This is a genomic window from Chryseolinea sp. H1M3-3, from assembly GCF_029360725.1.
Taxonomy (GTDB): Bacteria; Bacteroidota; Bacteroidia; order Cytophagales; family Cyclobacteriaceae; genus Chryseolinea.
The window spans coordinates 301,714-328,643 of the sequence record NZ_JARKMY010000001.1 but is presented as its reverse complement, the minus strand read 5'-3'; the positions used below and the strand labels follow the sequence as shown (position 1 = coordinate 328,643).

General features: G+C 41.3%; 20 protein-coding genes. 13 read left to right on the top strand and 7 right to left on the bottom strand.

Annotated features, from left to right (window positions below; all coding sequences use genetic code 11):
- The first annotated feature begins 596 nt into the window (after positions 1–596).
- The 4 genes from P2W71_RS01320 (at position 597) to P2W71_RS01305 (ending at position 3,752) form a co-directional block, all read left to right on the top strand.
- A complete protein-coding gene (locus P2W71_RS01320; protein WP_276366007.1) occupies positions 597–2,024 on the top strand; it encodes a PQQ-binding-like beta-propeller repeat protein in 1,428 nt (475 codons plus the stop codon).
- 55 nt (positions 2,025–2,079) lie between these two features.
- Complete coding sequence (locus tag P2W71_RS01315) at positions 2,080–2,982, top strand: xylose isomerase (RefSeq protein ID WP_276366005.1); 903 nt, start codon at positions 2,080–2,082, stop codon at positions 2,980–2,982.
- 61 nt (positions 2,983–3,043) lie between these two features.
- Positions 3,044–3,265, top strand: coding sequence for a hypothetical protein (locus tag P2W71_RS01310; protein WP_276366002.1), 222 nt, complete (start codon positions 3,044–3,046; stop codon positions 3,263–3,265).
- Between the two features lie 49 nt (positions 3,266–3,314).
- Complete coding sequence (locus tag P2W71_RS01305) at positions 3,315–3,752, top strand: hypothetical protein (RefSeq protein ID WP_276366000.1); 438 nt, start codon at positions 3,315–3,317, stop codon at positions 3,750–3,752.
- 34 nt (positions 3,753–3,786) lie between these two features.
- On the opposite strand, the gene P2W71_RS01300 is transcribed toward P2W71_RS01305, so the two are convergent.
- Entirely contained in the window at positions 3,787–5,901 is a 2,115-nt protein-coding gene (locus tag P2W71_RS01300; RefSeq protein ID WP_276365997.1) for a glycoside hydrolase family 20 zincin-like fold domain-containing protein, read from the bottom strand.
- A gap of 206 nt (positions 5,902–6,107) precedes the next feature.
- Here P2W71_RS01300 and P2W71_RS01295 point away from each other — a divergent pair, with 206 nt between their 5' ends.
- The 5 genes from P2W71_RS01295 (at position 6,108) to P2W71_RS01275 (ending at position 12,719) form a co-directional block, all read left to right on the top strand.
- On the top strand, positions 6,108–7,220 hold the full coding sequence (locus tag P2W71_RS01295; RefSeq protein ID WP_276365994.1) for a hypothetical protein: 1,113 nt from the start codon (positions 6,108–6,110) through the stop codon (positions 7,218–7,220).
- A 25-nt stretch (positions 7,221–7,245) separates the two neighbouring features.
- Positions 7,246–8,352, top strand: coding sequence for a hypothetical protein (locus P2W71_RS01290; protein WP_276365991.1), 1,107 nt, complete (start codon positions 7,246–7,248; stop codon positions 8,350–8,352).
- Positions 8,353–8,409: 57 nt separating this feature from the next.
- The gene (locus tag P2W71_RS01285; RefSeq protein ID WP_276365988.1) at positions 8,410–9,909 is read left to right on the top strand and encodes a PQQ-binding-like beta-propeller repeat protein; all 1,500 of its coding nucleotides are present in this window, start codon (positions 8,410–8,412) and stop codon (positions 9,907–9,909) included.
- Positions 9,910–10,102: 193 nt separating this feature from the next.
- Entirely contained in the window at positions 10,103–11,338 is a 1,236-nt protein-coding gene (locus tag P2W71_RS01280; protein WP_276365986.1) for an outer membrane beta-barrel protein, read from the top strand.
- Positions 11,339–11,483: 145 nt separating this feature from the next.
- Entirely contained in the window at positions 11,484–12,719 is a 1,236-nt protein-coding gene (locus P2W71_RS01275; RefSeq protein ID WP_276365984.1) for a hypothetical protein, read from the top strand.
- A gap of 68 nt (positions 12,720–12,787) precedes the next feature.
- Here P2W71_RS01275 and P2W71_RS01270 read toward each other — a convergent pair whose 3' ends face one another.
- On the bottom strand, positions 12,788–14,416 hold the full coding sequence (locus tag P2W71_RS01270; protein ID WP_276365982.1) for a SusD/RagB family nutrient-binding outer membrane lipoprotein: 1,629 nt from the start codon (positions 14,414–14,416) through the stop codon (positions 12,788–12,790).
- A 17-nt stretch (positions 14,417–14,433) separates the two neighbouring features.
- The gene (locus P2W71_RS01265; RefSeq protein WP_276365979.1) at positions 14,434–17,679 is read right to left on the bottom strand and encodes a SusC/RagA family TonB-linked outer membrane protein; all 3,246 of its coding nucleotides are present in this window, start codon (positions 17,677–17,679) and stop codon (positions 14,434–14,436) included.
- A gap of 264 nt (positions 17,680–17,943) precedes the next feature.
- Here P2W71_RS01265 and P2W71_RS01260 point away from each other — a divergent pair, with 264 nt between their 5' ends.
- Positions 17,944–18,474, top strand: coding sequence for an NADPH-dependent FMN reductase (locus P2W71_RS01260; RefSeq protein WP_276365976.1), 531 nt, complete (start codon positions 17,944–17,946; stop codon positions 18,472–18,474).
- A 52-nt stretch (positions 18,475–18,526) separates the two neighbouring features.
- Here the strand turns inward: P2W71_RS01260 and P2W71_RS01255 are convergent, their stop codons facing one another.
- Entirely contained in the window at positions 18,527–20,482 is a 1,956-nt protein-coding gene (locus tag P2W71_RS01255; protein ID WP_276365973.1) for a KUP/HAK/KT family potassium transporter, read from the bottom strand.
- 1 nt (position 20,483) lies between these two features.
- Positions 20,484–21,791 (bottom strand): NAD(P)/FAD-dependent oxidoreductase, encoded by a 1,308-nt coding sequence (locus tag P2W71_RS01250; protein ID WP_276365971.1) that lies wholly within the window; start codon positions 21,789–21,791, stop codon positions 20,484–20,486.
- A 200-nt stretch (positions 21,792–21,991) separates the two neighbouring features.
- Here P2W71_RS01250 and P2W71_RS01245 point away from each other — a divergent pair, with 200 nt between their 5' ends.
- Both P2W71_RS01245 and P2W71_RS01240 read left to right on the top strand, forming a co-directional pair.
- On the top strand, positions 21,992–22,738 hold the full coding sequence (locus P2W71_RS01245) for a hypothetical protein (protein ID WP_276365969.1): 747 nt from the start codon (positions 21,992–21,994) through the stop codon (positions 22,736–22,738).
- 152 nt (positions 22,739–22,890) lie between these two features.
- Positions 22,891–24,186 (top strand): hemolysin family protein, encoded by a 1,296-nt coding sequence (locus P2W71_RS01240; RefSeq protein WP_276365967.1) that lies wholly within the window; start codon positions 22,891–22,893, stop codon positions 24,184–24,186.
- Here the strand turns inward: P2W71_RS01240 and corA are convergent.
- Positions 24,183–25,196, bottom strand: coding sequence for a magnesium/cobalt transporter CorA (gene corA / locus P2W71_RS01235; RefSeq protein ID WP_276365965.1), 1,014 nt, complete (start codon positions 25,194–25,196; stop codon positions 24,183–24,185). The genes P2W71_RS01240 and corA overlap by 4 nt on opposite strands.
- A 199-nt stretch (positions 25,197–25,395) precedes the next feature.
- Here corA and P2W71_RS01230 point away from each other — a divergent pair, with 199 nt between their 5' ends.
- Complete coding sequence (locus P2W71_RS01230) at positions 25,396–26,370, top strand: polyprenyl synthetase family protein (RefSeq protein ID WP_276365963.1); 975 nt, start codon at positions 25,396–25,398, stop codon at positions 26,368–26,370.
- An 85-nt stretch (positions 26,371–26,455) separates the two neighbouring features.
- Here P2W71_RS01230 and P2W71_RS01225 read toward each other — a convergent pair whose 3' ends face one another.
- Positions 26,456–26,926, bottom strand: coding sequence for a hypothetical protein (locus P2W71_RS01225; RefSeq protein WP_276365961.1), 471 nt, complete (start codon positions 26,924–26,926; stop codon positions 26,456–26,458).
- Positions 26,927–26,930 lie beyond the last annotated feature (4 nt).

Genomic DNA, 26,930 nt, shown 5'->3' with positions numbered 1-26,930 from the left:
TAATCTCAGGTCATCTTACCCGAAACAAATCGCGATCCAGCAAGCCTGCACCATGATAATGGTTAAGTGTATTTTTCATTTTAATTAATCGAAAAAGACTGCACTTGAAACAGGGCTCCACCATTGATATTTCGGACCTCTAAGTTGCAAAGTTTTCTTTAAATCACCTACCCACGCCAATACTTATACTGTCCTTTTGTGAGCAACGGAGTTTTAACGGAACTTTTGGGATTGCACAACCGCAGGATTTCTTTGATCGGTCTAGACGAATAACAAGCAGTTTAGGTAAAATGGATCAACGGAACTTGTGATTTGTCGGAGTGCTGGGCTTCTTTGAATACCATTGAACTGTAATGGAATTCGAGACAGTTTTACGCTTGCGCTTTTTTCACAATAGCATTAAATTCATGGTGAAGGTGCTTCTCAGATTTGAGAAATAAATTATCCACGGCAGCACAACGTCCTGAACGGTTTGCCCCGAATGATTGTGCTGCCATAGCCTCGCTTATAGTACAATGAATCAAGCTTGTTACCGCACAAGATGGTACCATTTAGGAAAAAGAGCCCTTTTCCTATTTATAGTTTCAGGAGTTTCCATGGTATCGAATGACAATCTTCATGCTCAAAATTCATGGTCCACAACATATAAAGGCATTGGAACATTTTCTTCGCCGCGCGTTACAGATGTTACTGGCGATGGTGTCGGTGATGTTATTGTGGGCGCGGGTCGGGAGGAATTTCAAGCCTGCGATTCCGCTGTTATTGCAATAGATGGCCGTAATGGAAAAATGCTTTGGCATGTGAAGGCGAAAGATCAGATTTTTGGGTCGGCTGCATTAAAAGATTTGACCGGTGATGGTGTCAATGACGTAATTATCAATGGAAGATCTGCTGAATTTATGGCCATCAATGGAAAAACCGGAAAAGTGATTTGGAGGTTTGATAAGAAAGCTAACAAACAAAAATGGTGGGGCTTTTATAACGCTCAATTTATCAAGGATCAAAACAATGATGGAGTAGACGATATTCTTACTTCAAACGGGGGGAATGTCTGGGCAGCGCCGCATGAAACCAAAGATCGGCCGCCTGGGCATCTGGTGGTTGTCAGTGCGAAGGATGGAAAGTTGATAGCGCAAGCAAGTTCACCTGATAAGTGTGAAATCTACATGTCAGTGTCTGCTATTCCGGCGGGGGACGACTATAATATAATTTTTGGAACAGGTGGCGAAACCGTTGGAGGGCATCTGTACGTCACGAAGCTTTCTGCAGTTTTGAAAGGTGATATTTCGGATGCTGTCTTGCTGGATAGCAGTCAGAAAAATGGATACATCGCGCCAGCAATTTGGATCGACATTAACCGCGACAATTTACCAGACATTGTTGCCAATGCGGTGGAGGGAAAATTGATCGCCTTTGATGGAAGCACGTATAAGTCTATTTGGTCTGTTAAGATTCCCAATACCGAAGCCTATAGTTCTATAGCACCTGGGTTTTTCACTGCTGATAGTATCCCTGATTTCTTTGTGTCGTATGCGTTGGGAGTCTGGCCCAAATTGGAGTGGAGCCGGCAACTGATGGTAAATGGCGCAACGGGGAAAACGGAATTTATGGACTCTTTAGGGTTCTATCAGACCAGTACCCCGGTGGTTGTTGATTTAGATGGCGATGGCAGAGATGAAGCATTGTTGAGTGTTAATATTCATATTTATGATGACTATAATCGAAGAACACTGAACAACATGCTTGTGAGTGTTAATTTCAAAACAAACAAGGTTAATCAATTTACAGGTACCCAGAAGGGAGGAAATATTTCGACCACACCGTGGATTGGAGATATGGATAGTGATGGCTTTTTAGACATCGTTTATTGTCATGGCACAAACCTCCGAAAATCATACACATTTGATGGGATGCAAATTCACCGGATTTCAACGCATGTTCCGATTAAAAAGAAGATCAATTGGGGATCCTATATGGGAAGTTATTATGATGGTGTATATCACAAGGAAGATGATATTCGATAACGAAAAGAGTGAAACTTAAATGTGTTTTGTATCTTACCCATATTCTAAACACACCATGAAAATTTTCTTTAAAAGTTTTATAAGGATAGTAATCGTCCTGATACTTGCTTCCTGTGCAACTCAAAAGACGGGCTTGCAAAACGAGAATCTATTTGCAAAGGAAAACTTGGTTGCATGGTGCGTAGTTCCTTTTGACAGCGTGCAACGTACGCCGAAGGAAAGGGCGGATATGTTAAAAGAATTGGGTTTTAAACAGTTTGCCTACGATTGGCGACCTCAGCATCTTGACACTTTCGCCGATGAAATTAAGGAACTGAAGAAACATGAAATCAAACTCAAATCTGTATGGATGTGGATTGACAGTGATACCGGCAAAATACTAGATGACGACAACGAGCAACTGCTCAACATCATCAAACAAAATAATGTGCGGACAGATCTTTGGTTAGGTTTTAGCAACAAACATTTTGAAGGACTTTCGGATGAACAAAAATTAGAAAAGGCGGTCGCATCTGTGAATTATATTCATAATCGTGCGAAGGAGTTAGGGTGCACAGTAAGTTTATATAACCACGGCGATTGGTTTGGTGAACCAATAAACCAAGTCAGAATCATTGAAAAAATGGGAGGGAACGGCGTTGGAATTGTTTATAATTTTCATCATGCCCATTTGCAGGTAAAAGAGTTTCCAGAATTGCTTACTAGAATGTTGCCGTACTTAAATACAGTAAACCTGAATGGGATGAAAGTAGCGGGGCCAAAAATTCTTACGATAGGTGAAGGAAATGAAGAGCTTGACATGTTGAAAATTCTAAAAGCATCGGGGTACAATGGTTCCGTTGGAATCATCTGTCATATTGAGACCGAGGATGCTAAGGTGGTTCTTGAAAGAAATTTGAATGGATTAAAAGGGTTACTTGAGACCATGGGCGAGAAGGAAGCCGTCGCGACCTATTAACGGATGTTGTAGGAGCTCGAAAGGGTTTGTCATTAAACTAGGTATTCAAAGGATAAGTCGTATGACGCTTAGATATTTAAAAAGATCCATTATTTTATTATTATGTCTTGCGATGGATTTTCCTTTTGCCATTGCACAAGATACATTTCTTAAATTGCCAGCATTCGAAAACGTATCCGGGGTTTCATGGTGCGACAGTATCTATCGGTTTCCTGTTTTTGAAAAAGGGAAAATCATCTATACCAGCAACTTTGAACTCGACCATATCCTTAATTTAAATTGACAATATTTATTTTGAAAGTATGCATTATATCGCCGCTTCAGGCGACACGATGAGCATAACAAATACCCGTGAAATTAAATTGGTAAACGTAGGGGATGTGACATTTTTTCATGACTATAAAACCGGTTATTATGAAGTTGTTCTGGAATTACCGGTATCATTGGCAGTAAAAAATACTTTTGATCTTGAAAAAATAGAATTCAGTAACGGGGCAAGAACGACTGCTGGTACGGGTACGGACACGCGAGGTCTAGTATTACAGTATGACCGCCTTTACAAACTTGGTCAGACTTTCTTTTTTATTGATTTAAATAATACAATACATAAAGCAACTAGCAATAATATCTTGAAATTGTTCAGCGGGCACAATGACAAAATCAAAGAATATTTAAATAAGTATCGTGTTAATTTTCAATCGAAGGAAGATTTAATCAGACTAACAACTTTTTGCAATCAATTAAATGCGGACTTGAAAAAAAAGCAATGATTCTCCTGCTGTTACCTCAACGAAGCTGCGGGCATTAGTAACTTTGCCGGGCAATTTGAATATCCCGTTCGACCTCCGGTAAATATTTTTTCCAAGAGAAGCTGTCGATCTCGGGATTGTCTTCCTTAACATTTGATTTGAAGTATGGAACTTCGTAGTAGTTCCGGTCCGTTAATTCTGAAATATTTTTCCAGATTTTTAAGCAGGTTTCAAGATATTCGATTGCTGTTTCTTTGTCTTTATTTTTTCCAGATGTCCTGTAAAGTTGAAGCGAAACGCCCGCCCTAAGTTTTGTTGCAAAATATTGACTGAGCAATGCCCACGTCTCGATATCATCTAACTCCTGCCTGTACTCGCTATTAAAATTATTTTGTAACGTCCTTAATGATTTCAGTAAGACCCCGGCACTGTCTGCATTGCCTGCCAACTCCTGGGCAAGTGTTATCGGATCGGTTTTTTCAGCGGGAATTTTTTTCATTTGCGTGATGTGTTGAGCATAGTCTTTGATAGAAAGGTAATGGGGATCAAGCGCTTTACGATCAATAAGCTCATCAATAGAAATGAAGAGGGAATGACCGTCATCAGACCCGTAGTCGCCTGCGGGTAAACGAGGCGAAAGAAAGCCCTCCGAGTACAAGGTATAGTCCCAGGTGGAAGCGAAAAATGAGGCGAGTCTCAACGGCATACGACTAACAAGGCGAAAGGCGTCTAATAATTTTTTCCCATCGCTGAAATTATATTTTCTATTGAAAGTTGATTCGAAGATGTCATCGGGTGTATGCTTGTCATAAAGCAGGCGGCCCCACATTTGGTAAAACAACCATTGTCTTTCAAAGGCATAATGCCATGTTTTTCCGATTTCTGTTTTTGTAAAATAATCAAATGCCGGAATATATCCTTCCGAACCGATGTGATACCCGTCTACATAAGATTTTGCGTTTACCTCAATATGCTTTCGAATAAAATCCGGTTCACCCCAGCGAAGTATCCAGAAATCCTCATTTCGAACCATCCATTGAATTTTATAATTTTTTGGTTCTGGCGACCAGAATCCTTTGTCTATAGTGCCCGTTGTGTTATCATGGGTTAAAGCAAGATAAGGTGTTGAGTGGCCATGCGACCAGTTAAACTTTACCTCGACTAGAACCGGGTCAGGCAATTTTGCTGCATCTATTACCCTTCGCATCTCAACTGGTGAACCTGATAATACCGCACGATGCATAAATTTGGTTTTGCGTTTCGCGCGATGCATTGCCTTAACGAACGTGTCTTCAATCCAGTCTTCCCGTTGTGCTGCATCCATGTTGTTCATCCAGTCTGCCAGCGTCACACCAATGCCACCCAGTTCCTCATATTCATTGATGACTTGAAGAACAGATTCATGTGTATATTCCTTTGTTATAGCCGACGTGTCGTTCAACTGAGGTACATTGTGTTTTTCAGCAAATGCCTTCGGTACAACAATATTCCAGTTTACAATGTAGACGTCTATGCCGCGGTCTTTTGCCATTCGGAATAAATTTTTCCAAAAGGTTTTCCAGTCGTCCATTTCTTTATCGCTGAACGGACACGCTTCCGGATAATTGGCCAACTTCACCATGTATGGAAAGGGATGCATGTTGTAAAGGGCTAAAACATTGAAACGATTTTCAAACATCATGTTTAAATAGCTTTCCCAAAAATTCAAATCGCGGCAAGTACTCAGGTGATACTCCATGCTTCTGCTTTCGCGGTAGGGCTCCCATGGTAAATTGAATTTGATGGTTCTGACCGCAAAGGTGGGATTGACAGCCTGTGATGTTATTTTGCGCAGCTCTTTTTTGTTTTCGAGCTGCTCAGCAAAAGCAAGTGATCCGTATCGTGCGCCGGAAGCATCGCTGGCACTAATTGTTATTTGATTGTCTTTAGTCTCTAGCCGATATCCCTCAGGTCCGATATTTTTGTTTTGTTCAACGATAACTTTGATTATGTAGCCTCCTGGCTTTTTAGGGCTTTCAACAAGTTGATATTTACTATCATGCAGCGCTTTTTTAACCTTGGTCATGGCGAGTTCAATACCGCGAATTGTTTTAGGATAATCGAGCATCACCTGTGCTGCAAGGATGTGAGCAAAAAGTAAAAGAAAAATTAGGCTGCTGGTCCGTTTCATGTTGGATGGTTCTACATCTGGAAGGCATTAATATACATACTTCCCGGAAATCGCGTGCCGTAATTTACAGTCATGGCGATCACCCGCTCGTGCTATCTTCCTTTGCAGTTATAAATCACCCGCTCGAATAACTTTTAATGGAAGTGCACCAGTAATTTTTTACATTTAATAGATACTCGTTAACTGATCATGTTAATCAAACAACTATGAAAAAAATCTACATCTTCCTCTCCCTTGCGGTAGCTGGAACAATCATTCTGGCTAGCACAAACCGCCACGCGGGCGTTCGCGAAGGCTTTGTTAACGGCGCTCCCGAGATCAAGTCAATCAGCGCTTTAACCTTTGGTCCCGATGGAATTTTATTTATCGGCGATTCTAAAAGCGCTACTGTTTTTGCAGTGGATACAAAAGATAACCAGAAAGTAGACAAGGCAGAAGCAGTTGAGGTAAAACAATTCGACCAAAAAATTGCCGCAGCGTTGGGGACAGAGGTAAAAAATGTATCGATTCAAGACTTGGTTGTTAATCCCGTATCCAAGAAAATTTACTGTGCGGTGCAGCTTAATGATGGTACCGCTGCCTTGTTAAAAGTTAACGGTGAAAAGATCGAGTCGGTTAATTTGAAGGATGTAAACTTTTCTCAAGTTGCCTTAACAAATGTTCCAGGTGAAGAAGATAAAGACCAACGTGGAAGACCAATCCGGCCTTTAGCAATTTCCGACATTGGGTTCTATGATGGAAAAGTCTTGGTTAGTGGACTTTCAAACCAGGAATTCAGTTCTACTTTTAGAAGCATCCCGTTTCCTTTTACAAACAAGCAAGATCAATCTTCTCTGGAAATTTATCATGCTGCACATAAGAAATACGAAACTTATGCACCGATTCGCACTTTTACTGCTTCCGAGATCAATGGCAAAAAATATTTGATAGCCAGCTTCACCTGTACACCACTTGTTCTGTTTCCCTTGGAAGATTTAAAACCAGGCACACACGTAAAAGGAAGAACGATAGCAGAAATGGGGGCTGGTAATTCTCCGTTGGACATGATCACCATGAACAAAAACGGAGAATCTGTTTTGCTGATGTCTAATTCTTCAAGGCCAATATTCAAGGTAAAATATAAAACCATTGAAGAATTCCAAGGTAGCCTAACGACACCAGTTGAAGAAAGTTTTGGAACCGCTGGCGTTCATTTTGTGTCGTTACCCGTTGTAAATGTTTTGCAATTGGATAAGCTTGACGAAACTAAATTTGTATTGTTACAGCGAAAGCCTAACGGAGATTTGGATTTGTACACGCCCGGGGACTGGATGTTATAATAGCAAGCAGGCTGATCCGAAATTGATGAAAAACTTAATTCAAATTTTTCGGATCAGCTTTTTAGTTTTGGCTGCATTCATACTTTGTGTTTGTTGTCGGAAGGGTGACGAAGAAAGATTTGTAACCGTTGTTACAAAAGACGATAAAGCCGTTGCTGTGGAAATCGTCGGCATGAGGCTCGACGACAATGAAGTGTCTTCGCGTGTGAAAGTCCAACTCATCAAAACAGGCGAAAGGATTCCGATCTTAGGTGATTTTAGAATCGAAGAACGAAAAATAATCTTCGAGCCTGTCGTTCCCTTCACTCGCGGCTTACGCTATGAAGTACTGTTGGACGATAAGCTTTTTTTAGAAATGGAAGTCCCGGTAGGCGATGCTGCGATACCTAAACTTCTTGCCATCTATCCATCGCAAGATACGCTACCTGAAAATTTATTGAAGATGTATTTCGAGTTTACGGAGCCCATGGTAGAAAGCAGTTCACTCAGCCATATCATATTATTACGTTCAGATGGCGATACAATGCAGGGAACATTTCTTGACCTTCAGCCAGAATTGTGGAACTCCGAGGGAACAGTACTGACGCTATGGTTAGATCCTGGAAGAATTAAAAGAGAGCTGATACCGAATAAGGAACTAGGCACGCCACTCAAAGCCAATGAGAAATATACGCTACACGTAAACCAATCCTTGAAAAGTAAAAATGGCGCGTCACTTTTAAAAAATTACACAAAGACTTTTATAACGACTCACCGTGACGAAGTTTTGCCGGACCCTTCCGCGTGGAGAATAAATATTCCTTCTGCCGGAGGGAAACAACCACTTAGCATCATACTCCCTCATGCGTTAGATTACTTTTTGCTTAAAGAAGGCATCACTATCCACGAAGCAAAAGGCGGCCGTGTTTCGGGCGTTATTGAAATTAATGATGAGGAACGTGTCGTGAAGTTTATCCCAAACAAATCCTGGTCAAGGGGCAGCTTTTTATTAAACGTAGAAAGCAGATTAGAGGACCTCGCTGGAAATAATCTAAACCGTCCGTTCGATCAGGATGTCAGCGGTAAGTCTGTAGCAAGCGAAAATAACCTGCGCGGGCAACAAGGTTTCGTGAAAGAATTTCAGATTCAATAATAAAAAGTTAACCAGCTTTGTAATACATTACGGTTGTATTCAATGCGTTCAGTTGTAATGACCCATATCTTTGTCAAGCTAGGCCCCCTGGTTTTTTTTTCGCTGCTGTTTTCCTGTACACGAAAGACTAAAAGTGAAATGATATGGGACAAGAACTTGTACAGAATAGGATCGCAATCTTCTCCACGAGCCGCTGATTTAAATCAAGACGGCATTTTGGATATTGTCATGGGAGCGGGGGCGAATGAATATCAGCATAGTGAGTATGGCGTGATAGCGATAGATGGGAAAACGGGTGAGCTGTTGTGGAATCAGGAAGCACCTGACCAAGTGTATGGTGCTGCAACGTTATATGACGTTACCAATGATGGTATTAAGGATGTATTTATTGGCGGACGCTCACCACACTTCAAAGCATTGGATGGAAAGACCGGAAAAATCCTTTGGGAGTATCATTATGCTCATCAAACGGATTCCCTTTTAAAACATGCCCGGTTTAATTTTAATAATAGCGTTTTAATACCCGATCAAAATGGAGATGGGTTACACGAACTTTTAACAGTAAATGGAGGAAACTCCAAAGCTAATCCTAATTCCGAGGTTAATCGCTTTCCCGGTGTGCTTATGGTTTTTGACGCCAAGAATGGAAATATATTGGCTGCGGATACCATGCCTGATGGTCGAGAATCGTACATGTCGCCGCTGTGTTTTTCCAAACCCGAAGAAAAAGAATTGTCGATTCTCTTTGGAACTGGTGGCGAGACCATTTCAGGTAATCTATACGTTGCAAAGCTTTCCGATTTAATGGCTAAAAAATTATCGAATGCTAAAGTAATTGCTTCCGAAACGGGGCATGGATTTATTGCGCCGCCGTCATTAGCAGATATTTCTAAAGATGGGTATTTGGACATCATTGCAATCTCTCACGGAAGTACAGCTTTTGCTATTGATGGGAAGACGCATAGTGTTCGTTGGCAAAGAAAAATAGATAACACCGAATGTAGTAACAGTTTTGCAGTTGGTTTTTTTACAGCGGATGATATCCCTGATTTTTTCACCTTTGTCAGCAAAGGCCTTTGGCCCAATAGTACAGGTTCGCTGCAAATAATGATCGATGGAAATACCGGGAAGGTCGCGTACCTGGATTCCATGGGTTGCACAGGATTTTCTTCGCCAGTCGTTTATGATATTAATGATGATGGTATTGACGAGGCAATTATTAGTATCAATGAATTTGATTGTGCATTAGGATTCGCTGGTAAATCGCCGACTACCATGGAAAGTAGGCTGATTGCTATACATTTTCAGCAGCATACATTTCAGGTGATAGATCAACTTCCCGGCTTTAAAAATATTTTCACAACGCCATGGCTAGGAGATGTTGACGACGACGGGTATCTTGACATTGTTCATTGCCAATATTTTAATCGCGGCGATTTGTTATCATTTTTAGGTATGCGTATTAAACGGATTGATACGCCGATAAAAATGAGAAAACCACCGGTTTGGGGAGCATATATGGGATCGAATGGCGATGGGATATTTTCACCTAATTAAGTTATGTTTGTGATAGTGAGTATTTATAGATAGCAATTCTTTAAGAAAGTTCAGTTGTGCATAAATTCTTAAACATTCGCTCCGAAACTCTGGAAACATTGTGTGGTTGCATATTCGATCGAATGCACGCCTTGTTCATGTACGTGATGCCGTTTGTCTTGAAACTTTTTATCACCTGTTTTAATTACCAAATATGTTAAAATTACTTTTTGTCTTAATGCTAGCGATAGTCAGCTGCGAAACACTTGCGCAGCGCTATCAACCCGGATTTATTGTGGAAACAAATCGCGATACCGTTAAAGGTTTTATTGAGTACAAACGATGGGATAGGAGCCCAGTGGAGATCTTCTTTAAGAAATCTTTGGAGGCAAGTGAGGAAGTGTACGATCCCCTAGAAATCAAATCATTTTCAGTCGCCAATGAGACCTATGAAAGCGCTGTGGTTGATGTAGATGTCTCACCTCATAAAATTGGCGAGCTAAGTTATGTATCCACTCCTGACTTTGTTAAAGACACAGTTTTCTTGTTAGTGCTTGTTCGTGGCGAAAAAAGTTTACTTTATTTGAAAGACAGGAATGCAAAGAACCACTTTTACATTATAAACGAAAGTCAGCAGTATCAACCGTTGGTGTATAAGCAATACCTTGTTGGCGGTGGCGCTGGGAAAGCCATTGCGGAGAATCAAAATTACAGAGGCGTTCTGGCCGATTACCTCAAAGCGTGTGCTTCAATTCAAAGTAAGCTTGGTAAAATAGCCTACGATGTCCGGCCACTCAAAAATCTTTTTGATCACTATTATACCTGCACAAATAAAACGATGGAACAGCAGATGGTACGCAAAGAGGGGAAGCTGGAACTGGGCGTAGTAGCGGGCGCATCACTAAGCATGCTGAAGTTTTCGGGTACTCCCGATTACATTGCCGATAATGATTATGAAACATCGATAGATCCTACCATCGGTTTTTTTTGCGACTTAAAAATATTAAGATCTAATAATTGGCGTATTAGCAATGACATTATGTACACTTCTTTTGATGTGAAGGGAGAGGGGGCGAAAACTACGGTCAATGGACCAACGGAATATGTCAGCAAGACATCTTTTAATTACCATTATTTAAAGACGCATCACATGCTTCAGGTTAATCTTTTGAAACAGCGGAGCTTGTTCCTTGCCGCAGGATTTTCTACAGGTTTTGTGTTGAAAGATAATTATGATGTAACGATTTACTATAGGGGAAGTACTAATCCAACCGAGCGCCCTTTCTCCACGCGAAATTTAGAATTTGGCTATTTAGGAGGGCTTGGATTTCGGTTTGGCAAGTGGAGTGCTGAAGCCAGGTATGAAATTACTTCCGGAATATCAGACTACCTCGATTTGAATGCAACAACGACCCGGATACATTTTTTTATAAAGTATAGGGTGAGGTAAATAGACAATAAATCCAATGTCATTAATTAGTTCAAGGTATCGAAATGAAGCACTGGCTCGATTGCCTGTGGGGTTTAAGGGATAAAATATTTGGAATTTCTTTCATAATTAGTACTACTATTAAATCATTTTAACAAAGCCAGTTGTGAGAAGAGCCACAATTATTATTGCAATCTTGCTAGGGAGTTTGGCATGTTTTGCTCAAAAAGATTATCAACATGGATACATAATTAATTCTGATGGTGATACCATTCGTGGATTAATTGAATACAAAAACTGGTACAAGAATCCTAACACAATTTTTTTCAAGCAGGATGCGTCTGTAGAGCGAAAAGAATATCATCCCTTTGACATCAAAGCTTTCTTTGTAAAAGATGAGTTGTACAAAAGTGCTGTCATAGATCTAAATATCTCACCACATAAAATTGCAGATCTTGATGCGAATCCATTACCAGTTTATCGAAGAGATACAGTTTTTTTACAAACGCTATTGGATGGGTCAAAATCACTCTATCATTTTAGGGATAAAAATGCGAATAGTCACTTTTACATTTATGAAAATGGTTTTGAATACCTGGTTTATAAGCAATATCTCACTACGGTGGTAAAGTTTAACAACGCCGAAAAAAAGATAGGTGAGAACTTAAAATATAAAGGGCAATTGATTTTTTATTTGAGAGACTGCCACAACATCGAGTCAAAAATGAACAGTGTAAAATACCAAGCGAATATGCTTGCAAATATTTTCAACTATTACTATCGATGTACTAATAAATCCACCAATTACTCGAATGATTTTAGAGAAGGCCTATCAACCTTTGGAATTGTTACCGGTATCTCTCTTACGTCTGTTGATATGGGGTATAAAACCGGGATCAGTTCATTACCCCTGAGTAAGTCAACAAGTCCCACAATAGGCTTTTACTATGACTTTGAATTGGCAAGAACCAGGGGTCTTATGTTGATCAATGAGCTCGTTTACAGCAATTTAAAGACTGAAGGTGAATATAATAAAGGTGGTAGCGGGACTGTTGCGTCTACAGTAAAGGGTTCCTTTGAATATCATTATTTGAAAACTAATCACATGATCCGATATAGCGTTCTTAGAGGAGGGATATTGTTTATCTCGGGTGGCGTGTCGACAGGCGTTGTACTAAGGAAGAGTTTTTCCGTTAAGGAAGAATACTCAACAGGACTAATAAGCTCGCGTGAATTCAAACCCAAAAATTACGAAATAGGATATATAGCGGGTCTTGGTTCACATTTTGGGAGATTTACAATAGAAGCACGTTATAGCAAATCATATGCAATTACAGACTATAGTGCTACTCAAAGATTTGATGTCTTGCTAAAATATCAGATTCTGAAATTTTCGCGTTAGTGATATATTGATTCAAAAAAAAAGGTCCCTGAAATTTCAGGGACCTTTCATGTCATTCTTAATTCTAATTAATCCTGCACATCCCACCAAACCTTTGTTGTAGGTTCATCAGGAAGTGTAGCTCCAGTAGCATAATTTGGATTGATCGCTACTTCGCCATTTTGATATCTCAGACGAACAGGAATTGTACCATTGGTTACGTTGCCCGTAAAGTTAACTGGAGTTAAAACCGGATAGCCCGTTCTTCTCCAATCTGACCATGCTTCCCACCAGTTGAGGAATTTGCTTAACCAAAGTTGGTTGCCGATCATTTCCAATTTTTCATCTGTCGTACCTGTATAAGGGCGTTCAGCCAAATAGTTGGTAACAGCAGCATCAGAGACGGCCAGCGATGCATCATAAGGAGTATACATCTGCATAGCACCTTTTACGCCAGCCTCATAGTGACCTTGAGCGTCGGTTACATCACCGAGACCTCTTTCGGCCGCCTCTGCAAGGAGGAGTTCAGCTTCTGCGTAGTTCATCAACTGATAAGGTTCGTCGTCCTGTAGCAAGAGGAAATTAATCTTAGAATATTCAGCATCAAGATTTACAGTTTTCCCTTCAAGCGCATTTAATGAAGCTTGATCTTGTCCATTTGGAAGCCCTTTTTGTGTCAATGGATTCACGTCAGTAGGGGTCCATGTGGTTGCGCTCCACGTGGCTTTGCCGCCGCTGATAATCATAAGCCTAGGATCATCATCTACTGTACTGCCTGTATTAGGACCTTTCAGCATGTCGATCAACGTCTTGCTTAAGTATGATACCTGACCGCCATCGCCAGGATAAAATGCGCGTGATATACCGTTCTGGTTAGTCCATTCACTTGGCGCGAGTGCCATTTTAACATAAGGATTGTCACTATTGCTCGTGAATACGCCACCAGTTACTGCTTTAGCGATATAGGTCTCAGCCAGATTTTGGTCAACAAATGAAACACGCATAGCTAATCTAAGCATTAACGAGTATGCGAACTTCTTCCATTTCGTTACGTCTCCATCATAGATAATATCGCCGTTCTTAAATCCTTGGTCCGGATCAGATGCACTAAGTGCTGCTGCTGCTTCATCCAACTCTTTCAGCATATCTTGATAAACCGCTTGTTGCGTATCGTATTTTGGAAACAAAATTCCAGCAGATCCATCAGTACCTCCCATACCTTTATTGGCTTCCGTATAAGGAATATTACCATAAAAATCGGTTAGCCTGTGGAAATTGAAAACAGCTAAGATGCGCGCAGCATTTCTGAGATTAGATTTCTCTCCGTCATCATAACCGCCAGGACCAGTTTGCTTGATAATTTCAGCTAAATTTTTCAACTGGTCACCATACATGAATTCCCAAGGCGCATTGTATGACTCTGTATTGTCGGTATACTTATCGCCTGGCGCTATACCTGGACTACCTTGTACGTGGGCCAGTTGTTGTATGGCATGAGCTGCAAAGCCGATGTTGGTTCTCCAGTCAATATAGCGGTTATCACCACCAGATCCACCTGCTGCTGAACCAAGTTCTGCGGCGGTGAATAAATAGTTAAGATCTATTTCATCAACAGCCTGCGGATTAACATTCAAGTCATGCAGTGCATCCGTATCACAACCTGCCAGCGGAGATGCCACTGCTAGTACGCATATAAAGAACTTATTTATTAATTTCATTTTATACATGTTTAATGTTAGAACCCTACCTTCAGATTGAAACCATAGCTACGGGTTACAGGAACACCGAAGTAATCAAGTCCTTGTGCTCCAGAATTTGCAGAGTATGATGATTCAGGATCAATGTTAGGAGTATGCTTCCACAGGATTGCAAGGTTTCTTCCCACGAAGGAAAGTGTGACTGCTTGGAATGGTGTTTTAGCAAGTAAAGTACGCGGTAAGCTATAACCTAGAGTAAGTTGTCTAAGTTTTCCGAAGCCGGCGTCGTAGGTATAAAATTCACTTGCCCGGTTACCAAGATTTATCCAGTAGTTTCTTGCTTGTTCGGGATTTAGCTCCATGTTAAGCGGCTCATAGTTGCCAGACCCAGCCGGAACTTCTGTTACACCTGAAACAACCAAGCCTCCTTCACGCCCGATGAGTGATCTTTCAGATCTGCCCCACTGATCCAAGCGGATGTTCGTACCAGAGTGAATCTTGCCGCCCACTTTGATGTCAATAAGGAAGCTTAAGTTAATACCCTTCCATGTGAATGAGTTGTTGATACCACCAGTCCAATCTGCCACGCTTTGTCCGAGAATTTGATATGCAGCGGATTGAAGGGGTTGCCCATTCGAATCAAATACCAGTTGACCATCAGGTGATCTTCTTTGTACTAAACCGGTGATCATACCAAAGGGATATCCTAAAATATGCTTTACAAAAGTTGTTCTTGTCCGGGATTCCTCGAAAGAAAGTTCTTTAATACCTTCAATCAGTTTCGTTACTTCGTTGTCGTTCTTAGCAAAATTTACAGAAACATCCCAGGTCAAGTCACCTTTCAATGGTGTACCAGTTAGCATAAGTTCGATACCTTTATTCGTAAGTTCACCAATATTTACGTCGGTAGATCCGAATCCAGAAGCCCTGGAAATAGTCGCTCTGAGGATATCATCTTCAGTCCTCTGCGAATAGTAAGTCGCGTCCAATCCGAGTCTTCCATTAAAGAATCTTACATCCAATCCAAACTCCAGTTCTTTTGAGCTTGCGGGTTGAATCAGATCATTTGGTATACGACCGTTATTATTCCCGGCGGAAGAGAAGGTCGCCATCGGTCTTCCTAAGTGCGTATTCGAATTAAGTGAGTAAGTACGTGTGACATCGTAAGCACCTAATTCACTCACGAAACCAACTTCAGCAAATGATATCCTAACCTTTCCGAAGCTCAACCAGGAAGGTAAAGAATTAACGGCATCGCTAAATACGAAGCTTGCACCCACTGATGGATAAAGAATACTGTTGCGATCTGGATGAAGCACTGAAAACCAATCGTTCCGTGCTGTAGCTGTTAGGTATAGATATCCGTTGTAGCTGATTTCTGCAGATCCAAATAATGAATTGATACCACTTCCATTGTAACGATAATCGTAGTTCCGATCTTTTGCGTTATTGATGGCTGCAAAAAATGGAACGTTGAAGTTATTACCCCTGGCGGCGATTCTTTCACCATACTGGGTCATTCTGTTACCACCTACAAAGGCGTTAAAATTGAATTTGCCAAAAGTTTTATTCGCTCCTAACATCCATTCCATGTTTATTTCACGGACAACGTCAGTACCTTCTGTGATGGCACCACCACGTTGGTATCCCACACCCTGAGGTACTAATGTCTGATCTCTTCTGGTATATCTGTCCATGCCAATACGTCCGGAAACATATAACCAGCTTGTCAACTCATAACGCGCTTGAGCAGAAGCAATGAAACGTTCTCTTGTATCATCATTGATATGCTGATACGCAGCCCACCAGGGATTCTGGCCCCAGTTGTTAGCTGCTTGCTGAAACTCTTCACCCACTGACTTACCATAGATCGCTAAGCTTGCAGGGTCTGTTCCAGGTGCGATTGCACCAAGCTTGTTAGGATCACCACGTAGGTCATCAACATTGATATTGTTTGGTAAGCGCCAAACTGCTTGAACGCCATTACCAGGCGAGTCAGACACAACTGGTCTGTTCTTAGCATATTCACGGGAGTACATTACCTTGGCATTCACGGTGAGTTTTTCCGCAAACTTTGAATTAAACGATAATGCGGCATTTTGTCTGTCGAAACCTGAATTAGGTATCACGCCATCACTTTCAAGGTTAGAAACTGAAAACCTGAAATTCTGTGTGTCGCTGCCACCAGTAATTGCTATGCTGTTTGTTGCGGAAATTCCCGTATTATAATAGCGTTTAAAATTATTGCCGGCGTAAGAGTAAGGTCTGGCAACGCCATCAAATTGAATAACGGAGCTTCCATCTAAGCGAGGACCCCAAGAATTTTCTCCGTAGCTCGTTGAATAAGCCTGAGCTTGATCAACAGCTTTTACAGGCACTGCAGTCAAAGGGCCTCCGCCATCTGGATCCACATAGGTACCCGCTCCATATTCTTTTTGGAGTTCACTGAGGTCATTAACGGTCTCAAAAACGTAGTTGAGATTGTATTCAATTCCAAGTCCCTTTCTAGCAGAACCTTTTTTAGTGGTTACCAGGATAACCCCGTTTCCGGCACGTGATCCATACAGTGCAGCAGCATTAGCACCTTTAAGTACGGAGATGGATTCAATATCCTCAGGGTTAAGACTTGAAAGTCCATCGCCCTCATCATTACCACCCCAAAGGCCAGCCTGACCATTGTTATCCATTAACTTTTTATTCACTTGGCCATTATCCATGGGAATACCATCAATAACATAAAGTGGTTGGTTTTGACCGTTAAGCGTTTTATTACCACGAATAACGATACGGGAAGAACCCGCGGGCCCAGAAGCAATTTTACTTACGTTAACTCCGGCAATTCTACCTGAAAGGGCATTACCGATGTTGTTTTCACGAGCTTGTGTAAAATTGTCTCCGCTTACTTGAGTGACTGAATACTGTAACGCTTTTGTATTTCTTTCGATACCCAAAGCTGTTACCACAACTTCACTCAATTCACGGATGTCCTCTGCCATAGTAACATCTACTGTGGTCCGTGTACCTGCATCAACTTCCTGTGTTGCGTATCCTATAAATGAAAAAACCAGAACGACTGATCCCGATTCATTTACGGATAAAGTGTATTTGCCGTTAGCATCGGAAGTTGTACCTGCTGACGTGCCTTTTACGATTACGTTAACTCCGGGCATGCCTTGCCCGTTGGAGTCTGAAACAGTGCCTGATATTGTTCTTTGCGCAAAAGCCATTGTGCTACTGAGAACAAAAAACAACATCAAGGATAGAATTTGGTATTGTTGTTTCATATTTTGGTTAGGGTTTGAATAATAATTTTTAAAATGATCTGCAAGGGGCAGCCTTGACCCCGTGTAGATAGGGTTACGCCGTAATTATCTCTTCATATTTGATGATTAGTTTGTTAAAACAGAAATTGGGCAATCGAATGTAAAAAAAAATTCTTGTAATTGTAATATTTTTTAAGAAACGTTTACACAACCGGTTGCGTGAAACTTATTTTTTTAAAGGAAACAGCGAGATCTCTTTTTTGAATTTTGCGAAACGTATTGTTCATGGCCAAGAAAAAAATCTTAGGGATTCCGGGAAGCGTCCGAACACAGTCTATTAACCAAGCTATTTTACAAAACATAGCTGATCTCTACGCTGACAAGTTAGACCTGAAAATCTGTTCAGACCTGTCACAGCTGCCGCATTTTAATCCAGATCTTGGCGACGACAATCTCGCAGAGAGTGTTGCGAAATTCCGCCAGGAAGTATCGGACGCCGATGGCGTAATTATCTGTACACCAGAATACGTTTTTAGTCCGCCTGCAATTCTGAAAAACGCGCTAGAGTGGACAGTATCCACAACCGTATTTTCTGAAAAACCAGTAGCCTTGATCGTTGCTTCTGGCCTGGGAGAAAAAACCTACGAATCACTCACACTTATCTTGCATACGTTGGGGGCGCGGCTCCCACCTTCATCGAAACTCCTGATCCAAGGAGCGCGTGCAAAATTTAAAGCAGCAGGTGATCAACAGACGATTGAAGAATTAAAACGAACGATGGCTTCATTTATTCAATCTATAGAAAATCTGCATTGACAATAATGGATACTGACACCCATCTACAGCGTTTTATTGCGAGGAAATATTACTAATCTTTTTCCCGTTTGATTTTAACCTTCGCTACAGGGCCTACCTGAATAGGTACTTTTTCAATTTCAAGGTTGGCTGCCTCAATTCCATATAGCTCTTCCGTTGAAAGACTGTGTTGTTTCAAAAGTCTGTATCCCTGAATAATTACACGGTCGAAACTCGAAATCTCACTGTCGGAAGAAGCCCATGAATGAATGATGACAAATTTAAAGTCGCCCATCATGCTGTACTTATGCAGCGAAGGATACGGACTCACAAGATCTATCTCGCCGGCATCGGCCATTTCGTGGATGATCTTATTGAAGAGTAGGTTAACCCGGTGATCCGTTTTAAATCCTAATCGCATCCTGATAAAAAAACACTTTTTTGGAATGATGGTGTCAACGGAATACTTACTGGTAAAAGGACTGTCAACGGTATCGACATGCAAAAACCAATAAATATCGGCACGCTTGGGCCGCTTCTTAAAGATTGAGTAAATGATGTTCGAGTCAATATATCGCTTGCTGTCAGCCACGGCCAGATAAACCAGATTGGTTGCTTCTTTGGGCACGGTGTTGTCCGACTGCAAATCCTGGATCATACCTACATAATGTTTTAAATCAACAAACTCAGTATGCAGCTCACGCAACCTCCTGGCACGAAGCAAAATGAACATCATCAAAAAGAATAAGGATGCTATCATAAAGGTGAACCAACCGCCATGGCTGAATTTGCTAAGATTTGAAACGAGGAATGCACCTTCTATGGAGAAGAACAACAAGCCCATGCCAATAGCCCTTACGGTAGATTTTCTGGACACTGCAAAATAAAAAACAAGCAGCGACGAAGTCATCAACATGTCGAAGGTAATGGCGAGGCCGTAAGCACCTTCCATTCTTCTGGTTTCTTTAAAAATTAACACCACGAGGATGCATCCCACCATCAATATCCAGTTAACTGCGGGAACATAAATCTGGCCCTTGACCTGGCTTGGATAGCGAACACGGGTAGCCGGCCAGAGTTTCAATTTCATCGCTTCATTTACCAGTGTAAAAGTTCCAGAGATCAACGCCTGACTCGCAATAATGGTGGCAAAAGTGGCAATGATGATTCCAAAAATTAATAGGCCACCGGGCATGATTTCAAAAAATGGAATTTTCCCGTTGAGTGTCGATCCTCTGTGCTCCAAAAGCCACGCTCCCTGACCGAAATAACTTATTAGCAACGCCACCTTAACAAATATCCAACTGACGCGGATATTCGCTTTGCCAACGTGCCCTAAGTCAGAATACATAGCCTCGGCTCCCGTTGTACATAAAAAAACAGCGCCAAGAATCCAAAACCCGCCTGGATACTTCACTAGCAGATTAAAAGCATAGACAGGATTAAGCGCTTTCAAGACCTCCAGATTTTGGACAAGTGGAATAGCGCCAATAATGGCTATGTAGAGAAACCAAGCCAGCATAACCGGACCAAAAGTTTTGCCGACCACGCCACTTCCGAACTGTTGGAACAGGAATAGCGCCACAAGGATGATAATCACAATCGTGATAATCGTATTAAGAGATACAGGATGAAGCAGTCGCAAGCCTTCGATAGCCGAAGTGACGCTTATGGCAGGCGTTATAAATCCATCCGAAATCAGTGTTGCACAGCCTATAATGGCTGGATAGATAACCCACTTTGCCTTATAACGGCGTACCAATGCGTAGAGTGCAAAAATTCCACCTTCACCACGGTTATCAGCATTCAACGCGAAATAGACGTATTTGATGGTTGTGATCAGTGTAAGCGTCCAGAATACACAAGAGAGGCCACCAAAAATTAATTCTTCCGTGATAACATGTTCGCCTACAATGAATCTAAAAGTATAAATCGGTGATGTTCCAATATCTCCGTAAATGATACCTAATGAAATTAAAACGCCGGCTGCGGATAAAGAGGGAAGATGCTTGTCGTTGGTGGTTGCCATGTTACTGAACTCCGTCTTTTGGACGGGCCATTATTAATCGGTTACTCTTATCGTAAGAGAAATAACTCCATAGCCAGGAGAGCAATACAAAGAATTTATTCCTGAAGCCTATGAGTGAAATTAAATGAACAAACATCCAGATGAACCACGCGAAAACTCCCTGAGTCTTGAAGGCTTTCAAATCCACCACGGCGCGGTTTCTTCCAACGGTAGCCATAGAGCCCTGATCCTTGTACCGGAAAGGTTGTAAGGGTTGCCCGTTAATCAATCGCTTAATGTTTCGTGCCACTAACTTTCCCTGCTGCATAGCAGGCGGTGCAACCTGTGGGTGACCTTTTGGAAACTTTGGATCACCGTTTTCCATGATACCTGCATCGCCAATGGCAAATATGTTTTCATGTCCTTTCACGCGGTTGTATTCGTCTACCTGTATTCTTCCTGCACGTCCAATGGCTTCCGCATTAATACCGGCGATCGGCTGACCTTTTACACCCGCAGCCCAAATGACATTGCGTGTGATTAACTTTTCTCCGGAATTAAAAACAACTTCATGGCCATCATAAGATTTTACCGCATAGCTCAGATGAACCTTAACGCCCATACCTTGCAGGTATTGCAGTGCTTTTTTCGATGCTATTTCAGACATGCCATTGAGCAGCCGTGGCGTTGCCTCCACCAAATGGATATCCATATTTTTTAACTCCAGTTCTTTATAATCGTTAGGGAAGACATGCGTTTTTAATTCTGCCAATGCTCCTGCCAGTTCAACTCCTGTGGGTCCGCCGCCGACGATAACAATGTCCATCAAACTGTTCATCATCTCCGGGTCATCAGTCAACAATGCAGTCTCAAAATTCCGGATAATAATATTTCTCAGTTTTATGGCATCGATAATGGTCTTCATAGGAAAGGCATGCAGCTCAACGTCTTTCATACCGTAGAAATTCGTTGTAGCACCATTGGCAATCACAAGGTAATCGTACCGGATGCCACCGATAGACGTTTCAATATAATTTTCCTCAGGTTTTATTTGCGTCACTTCGCCCATCCGAAAAAAGAAGTCCGCTTGGTTGGCAAAACGTTTACGAAAAGGAAAGACAATTGAACTCGTCTCAAGTCCTGAAGTAGCAACTTGATAAAGCAAGGGTTGAAAACAATGATGATTATATTTATCGAAGAGCACCGTTTGAGCCTTCAGTCCATTTAGTCCTTTGGCAACTTCTAAACCACCGAAACCTCCACCAATGATAATAACTCGAGGCTTGCCCAGGTCAGCGATGCGGGTTCGCGTTGTTATTAATTTGGGCATGAATGATTAATGTGATCTTTCAAAACAGGGGCAAATTTAAATTCCTTTGGATAAACCCAAAAAGAAAACCCAAGAATGTTAGGGTTGTTCAATTGGCGTAATAAAAAGCAAATCAACGTCATAAAAAAATATTTTGGCACGTGAAGCCATATTAAAAACAAATCAACCGTATTTTTGCTTATAAACTAAATCAACCTCCTATGACCTCAAAACTTATTTTTGTTATACCAATCGCGGCACTGATGGCGGGATGCGGCGCCAAAGAGAAAGAGCAGTTACAAACGAAAGTAGATTCCTTAACGTTGGAACTCGAGACGAGCCAAAAGATGGCGGAAACGTTAACGGAAGTAGGGGTGATGATGGATTCCATCGATGCGAGCCGTCAGTTGCTAAGAGTTAACATGGTGGAAGGAACAACTTTTGCTGACTACAAAGACCGGATGAAAGATATTAACGGTTATGTTAAAGACACCCAGAAAAAAATTGACGATCTCGAAAAAACACTGAAGGATTCCAAAGCAAGCTCAAATGCGTTTTCTAAGACGATTAAAAAACTAAGATCAGATCTGGAATCCAAAACAAAGGAAATTGCCGACTTGCAGGAACAAGTTGAAAAGTACAGAAATGAAAATCAAAACCTGATTACAACTGTTGGTATGCAGGAAGCAGAGCTCACCGACAAGCAAAGTCAAATTGAGACAAAAACACAGGAACTTGCTTTAATTGAAGCACGTGTTCAGGAGTTGATGATTCAAAGCAAGATGACTGAAGCGGATGCATACTACGCCAGAGCTCAGGCGGTGGAAGAAGCTGCGAACCGCACTAAACTTGCTCCACGCAAAAAGAAGGAAACGCTTAGAGAAGCTGTAGAGCTTTATAAGAAAGCATTGTCATTGGGAAAAAATGAGGCTCAGGATAACATTACCGCACTCGAGAAAAAACTTTAAACAAAGTTTAACAGAAAAGAACCCCTCTTTGCAGGGGTTTTTTTATTGCCGAAATCTTTCTAACACACTGACTATGGGCGTTTTAGGTGCTTTGAACTATATAAATCGCCGTGCCTTTAGTTTCTTACTACCTTTGCTGAGAGTGAAATAGTATGGCCTTTGATGTTATTGTAACCCTTCTTCTTGTTTTGTTAAATGGTTTTTTCGTGGCGGCCGAGTTTGCCATCGTGAAAGTACGCTCGTCTCAGATAGCATTGGAAAAAGGAAATTTAGCCAAGCGCGCAGCAGAAAACATCATCGAAAACCTCGACGGCTACCTGGCAGCAACACAGTTGGGAATAACATTAGCCAGCCTGGGGTTGGGATGGGTAGGCGAAGATGTTATGTCCAGAATAATTTTAAGTTTTATGTCCTCGTTAGGGCTACCCATAAGCGACTCGTTAGCGCATAATATTGCTTTGCCATTAGCCTTCGCCGTGCTCACAGTATTGCACATTGTTTTCGGCGAACTTGCTCCAAAATCATTAGCTATTCGTTATCCAACGTCTACTTCTCTGAAGGTCTCCGTTCCCTTAAAAGTTTTCTATATGGTTTTCAAACCATTCATTTGGTTACTCAACGGATTTGCAAATATTATCCTGAAAATCTTTGGTGTTAAACCTATCAATGAGCAGGAAATCCATTCAGAGGAAGAATTAAGACTGATTATCGCGGAAAGTGAAGAGGGGGGAGCCATAGAATCTGCCGAACGTGAATTAATTCAAAATGTATTTGATTTTGATGACCGGATTGTAAGACAAGTGATGGTGCCTCGGGTAAAAATCAGCGGATTGAAAGCAGACCTTACCATCCAGGAAACTATGGATCTTATTTTAAAGGAAGGATATTCGCGATACCCTGTCTTTGAAAATTCCCTCGATGAGATCACTGGTATTGTTCATGCAAAAGATGTTATCACGGCATATTTTCAGCGTACAGGCAAAGGGTTAAAAGACGTCATGAGGCCGGCACATTTTATTCCGGAATCGAAACCCATCGATGCTTTATTGCGGGAGTTTCAAAGGAGAAAAACGCAGATGGCGATCGTCGTAAGTGAATTCGGTGGCACTATAGGCATTGTTACACTGGAAGATATTTTGGAAGAATTGGTGGGTGAAATTCAGGACGAACACGATCATGAACAACAGATTGTCACATTGCTTGATAAGCAGATCTATCACGTAGTAGCGCAATCTTCCATACACGACATTAATAAATTTATTGAAGTGCCGTTTCCGGAATCAGAAGATTATGAAACATTATCAGGAATGATAACCTATTATAAGCCGTCGATTAAGGAAGGCGATACGTTTAGCTTGTCAGGGTATAAATTCAAGATCATAAAACTGAATAAGACGCTTCCGGAAATCGTAGAAATAAAATTGGAAACCGAAACACCGACGGACTAAAACCATTTTTTCCGTTTGAAAAACAGCAGCATGGCGACCACGATGGCGAGCATCACGCCCCACACTATATAATACCCCCATCGCCATTGAAGTTCCGGCAGGTACTCGAAATTCATTCCATATACACCAACAATAAAAGTAAGCGGCATAAAGATGGTCGATATCACCGTTAACACTTTCATGACTTCATTCATGCGGGTGTTCATGGCGTTGATATGAATATCAAGAAGACTTGAGGTTAAATCTTTATAGGTTTCAAGAGAATCGATCAGATGTGCCACATGATCGTAAACATCGGCGAAGTAAGGTAAATTCTCTTCTTTGATAAACTCTGATTCACCTTTTACGACCTTGCTCAACGCTTCCCGGAGCGGATACAGCGCTTTCCGTAGAAAGATGACTTCTTTTTTAAGTGATTGGATTTTATAAAATGATTGATTCGATGGATTTTCGTAAGCGTCGTCTTCCGTTTCTTCAATAAGATCTCCTATCCTGTCAAGTACATTATAGTAGTTATCGACAATGATATCGATCAGCCGGTACAATAAATAATCGGAATGTTTCTTCCTTACCTTGCCTTGGTCAAGCCGGATGCGTTCCCGAAATCCATCGAACAAATCCCCTTCCTTTTCCTGAAATGAAATCAGAAAATCTTTGCCAAGCACAAAGCTGATCTGTTCATAATCAATACCGGTATTATCGATCCGGTACAGCATTTTGAGTGTAAAAAAAAGATAATCTTCATATTCTTCTGATTTCGGACGCTGGTCATTCAGCACATCATCAATGAGCAATGCGTGAAGTCCAAAATGCACTTGCAGCTTTTCAATAATTTCAAGGTTGCCAAGGCCATCTACATTTACCCAGTTAACCTGACCGGGTTGAAGTTTTTTACATAACTCTTCAGTTGTCAGCTCATCAAACTTGCTATAAGTTTCGCGGTTATATGTAATCAATTCAAGAATGACCTTAGCAGTATGATTCAATGGAACAGGTTTTTTCTTACTCACGCGGAATTAGTTTAATGGGTTTAGAGTCACTTGTATAAGTAAAAAATGCATGAGATGTTTGAAATTTGGTGAGAAGTTACAATTCATTTTATAATCTTAGATCACTAACCTACTTCTATGCGGACAAAATTTTTTGACGCGAGACTTTAAACCTTAAACCTAATTTAAACTTTAAACTTTTCCGTATAATTGCCGCCGCATGCCTTTACGCCTGGAAGACATAAAAGCCCCAATTGCCCGCGAGATGGAAGAGTTTGAGCCGAAATTCCGGGCTTCCATGAAAAGCAATGTGCTGTTGCTGGATAAAATTATGAGTTACATCGTGAAGCGAAAAGGAAAACAAATGCGGCCCATGTTTGTATTCTTGTCGGCCGGAACGACAGGCAAAATTAGTGAATCGACTTTTCGTGGTGCATCGCTTATAGAACTTTTGCACACCGCCGCCTTGGTTCATGATGATGTTGTTGATGAAGCTAACTATCGTCGTGGATATTTTTCTGTTAATGCGCTATGGAAGAACAAGGTTGCCGTTCTGGTGGGCGACTTCCTTCTGACCCGTGGCCTTATGCTTTCCGTTGAAAACAAAGATTTTAACTTGTTGAGCATTGTTACCGATGCTGTTCGCGAAATGAGCGAGGGTGAATTGTTGCAAATCGAAAAGTCGAGGCGGCTGGATATTACAGAAGATGTGTATTATGAAATCATCAGACAGAAAACCGCATCATTAATTGCATCCTGTTGTGCTGTAGGGGCTAGTTCAGGGGGTGCCAGTGAAGACATTGTTGAACGGATGCGCCAGTTTGGCGAAAAGATTGGAATGGCCTTTCAAATAAAAGATGATTTATTTGACTATGGGGAACAAGAAATAGGCAAACCTGTAGGCATTGATATCAAGGAAAAGAAGATGACGTTACCCCTGATTTATGCACTTTCGCATGCAAGTTGGTCAGAGAAGAGAAAGATCATCAGCATCGTAAAGAATGAGAGTGAAAAACCACGGAAAGTGAAAGAAGTAATTGAATTCGTAAAAAAATCCGGCGGCTTAGCTTACGCAGTAGCTGCCATGGACCGATATCATCAGGAAGCGATGCTATTATTAAACGACTTTCCTGAAACAGTCTATAAAAAGTCGCTTATACAGTTGGTTCAATTTACCATTGAGAGGAACAAGTAGGCCATTATGATGATCTCTTTCAAAGCAAAAAGCCCAAAGCATTGTTTTACTTTGAGCTTTCACTACCTAACCTAACCTGTTTTAATTAATGTAAAATTACTCTAGACCTGCCGGCCTCCAGCACAGCATAGTCTTTGAGGGATTGATATGTTGATGGATCGAGCGCAACAAGCGCAGGACCTGAGTTTTCCGGGTTGTATGAGCCTTCATTTGCCCACCATTTTTTCGCGTTTTCGCGTGCGGAATTCCGATCGATTTGTTCAAAAAGATTGATGCACGAATCCGATATCATCCATGGTTTGTCAATGCTGCTATATTTTTCAAAAATCATATTCCTCATTTGCGTGCCTGACGGTTGATTTTTGAAATGTGATACAGTGTACGACATCGTTTCAGGTTCCGTCATCACCATATCCCAATATTTTTTGGACGCCACTACTTGTGCCGTTGTAAGCATAAAACCAAATCCTTCCTCAATCGACTCTTTGGTGATCGGACACTTTGCCTTCAGTACCGGTTTTTTCTTTTTGCCGAGTAGTTTATCAAGAAATGCCATAGCT

What these genes read in the sequence shown, in the direction of transcription:
- P2W71_RS01320 (WP_276366007.1), top strand. Translation starts at nt 597, where the DNA reads ATGGTATCGAATGACAATCTTCATGCTCAAAATTCATGGTCCACAACA.
- P2W71_RS01315 (WP_276366005.1), top strand. Translation starts at nt 2,080, where the DNA reads ATGAAAATTTTCTTTAAAAGTTTTATAAGGATAGTAATCGTCCTGATA.
- P2W71_RS01310 (WP_276366002.1), top strand. Translation starts at nt 3,044, where the DNA reads ATGACGCTTAGATATTTAAAAAGATCCATTATTTTATTATTATGTCTT.
- P2W71_RS01305 (WP_276366000.1), top strand. Translation starts at nt 3,315, where the DNA reads ATGAGCATAACAAATACCCGTGAAATTAAATTGGTAAACGTAGGGGAT.
- P2W71_RS01300 (WP_276365997.1), bottom strand. Translation starts at nt 5,901, where the DNA reads ATGAAACGGACCAGCAGCCTAATTTTTCTTTTACTTTTTGCTCACATC.
- P2W71_RS01295 (WP_276365994.1), top strand. Translation starts at nt 6,108, where the DNA reads ATGAAAAAAATCTACATCTTCCTCTCCCTTGCGGTAGCTGGAACAATC.
- P2W71_RS01290 (WP_276365991.1), top strand. Translation starts at nt 7,246, where the DNA reads ATGAAAAACTTAATTCAAATTTTTCGGATCAGCTTTTTAGTTTTGGCT.
- P2W71_RS01285 (WP_276365988.1), top strand. Translation starts at nt 8,410, where the DNA reads ATGACCCATATCTTTGTCAAGCTAGGCCCCCTGGTTTTTTTTTCGCTG.
- P2W71_RS01280 (WP_276365986.1), top strand. Translation starts at nt 10,103, where the DNA reads ATGTTAAAATTACTTTTTGTCTTAATGCTAGCGATAGTCAGCTGCGAA.
- P2W71_RS01270 (WP_276365982.1), bottom strand. Translation starts at nt 14,416, where the DNA reads ATGAAATTAATAAATAAGTTCTTTATATGCGTACTAGCAGTGGCATCT.
- P2W71_RS01265 (WP_276365979.1), bottom strand. Translation starts at nt 17,679, where the DNA reads ATGAAACAACAATACCAAATTCTATCCTTGATGTTGTTTTTTGTTCTC.
- P2W71_RS01260 (WP_276365976.1), top strand. Translation starts at nt 17,944, where the DNA reads ATGGCCAAGAAAAAAATCTTAGGGATTCCGGGAAGCGTCCGAACACAG.
- P2W71_RS01255 (WP_276365973.1), bottom strand. Translation starts at nt 20,482, where the DNA reads ATGGCAACCACCAACGACAAGCATCTTCCCTCTTTATCCGCAGCCGGC.
- P2W71_RS01250 (WP_276365971.1), bottom strand. Translation starts at nt 21,791, where the DNA reads ATGCCCAAATTAATAACAACGCGAACCCGCATCGCTGACCTGGGCAAG.
- P2W71_RS01245 (WP_276365969.1), top strand. Translation starts at nt 21,992, where the DNA reads ATGACCTCAAAACTTATTTTTGTTATACCAATCGCGGCACTGATGGCG.
- P2W71_RS01240 (WP_276365967.1), top strand. Translation starts at nt 22,891, where the DNA reads ATGGCCTTTGATGTTATTGTAACCCTTCTTCTTGTTTTGTTAAATGGT.
- P2W71_RS01230 (WP_276365963.1), top strand. Translation starts at nt 25,396, where the DNA reads ATGCCTTTACGCCTGGAAGACATAAAAGCCCCAATTGCCCGCGAGATG.
- P2W71_RS01225 (WP_276365961.1), bottom strand. Translation starts at nt 26,926, where the DNA reads ATGGCATTTCTTGATAAACTACTCGGCAAAAAGAAAAAACCGGTACTG.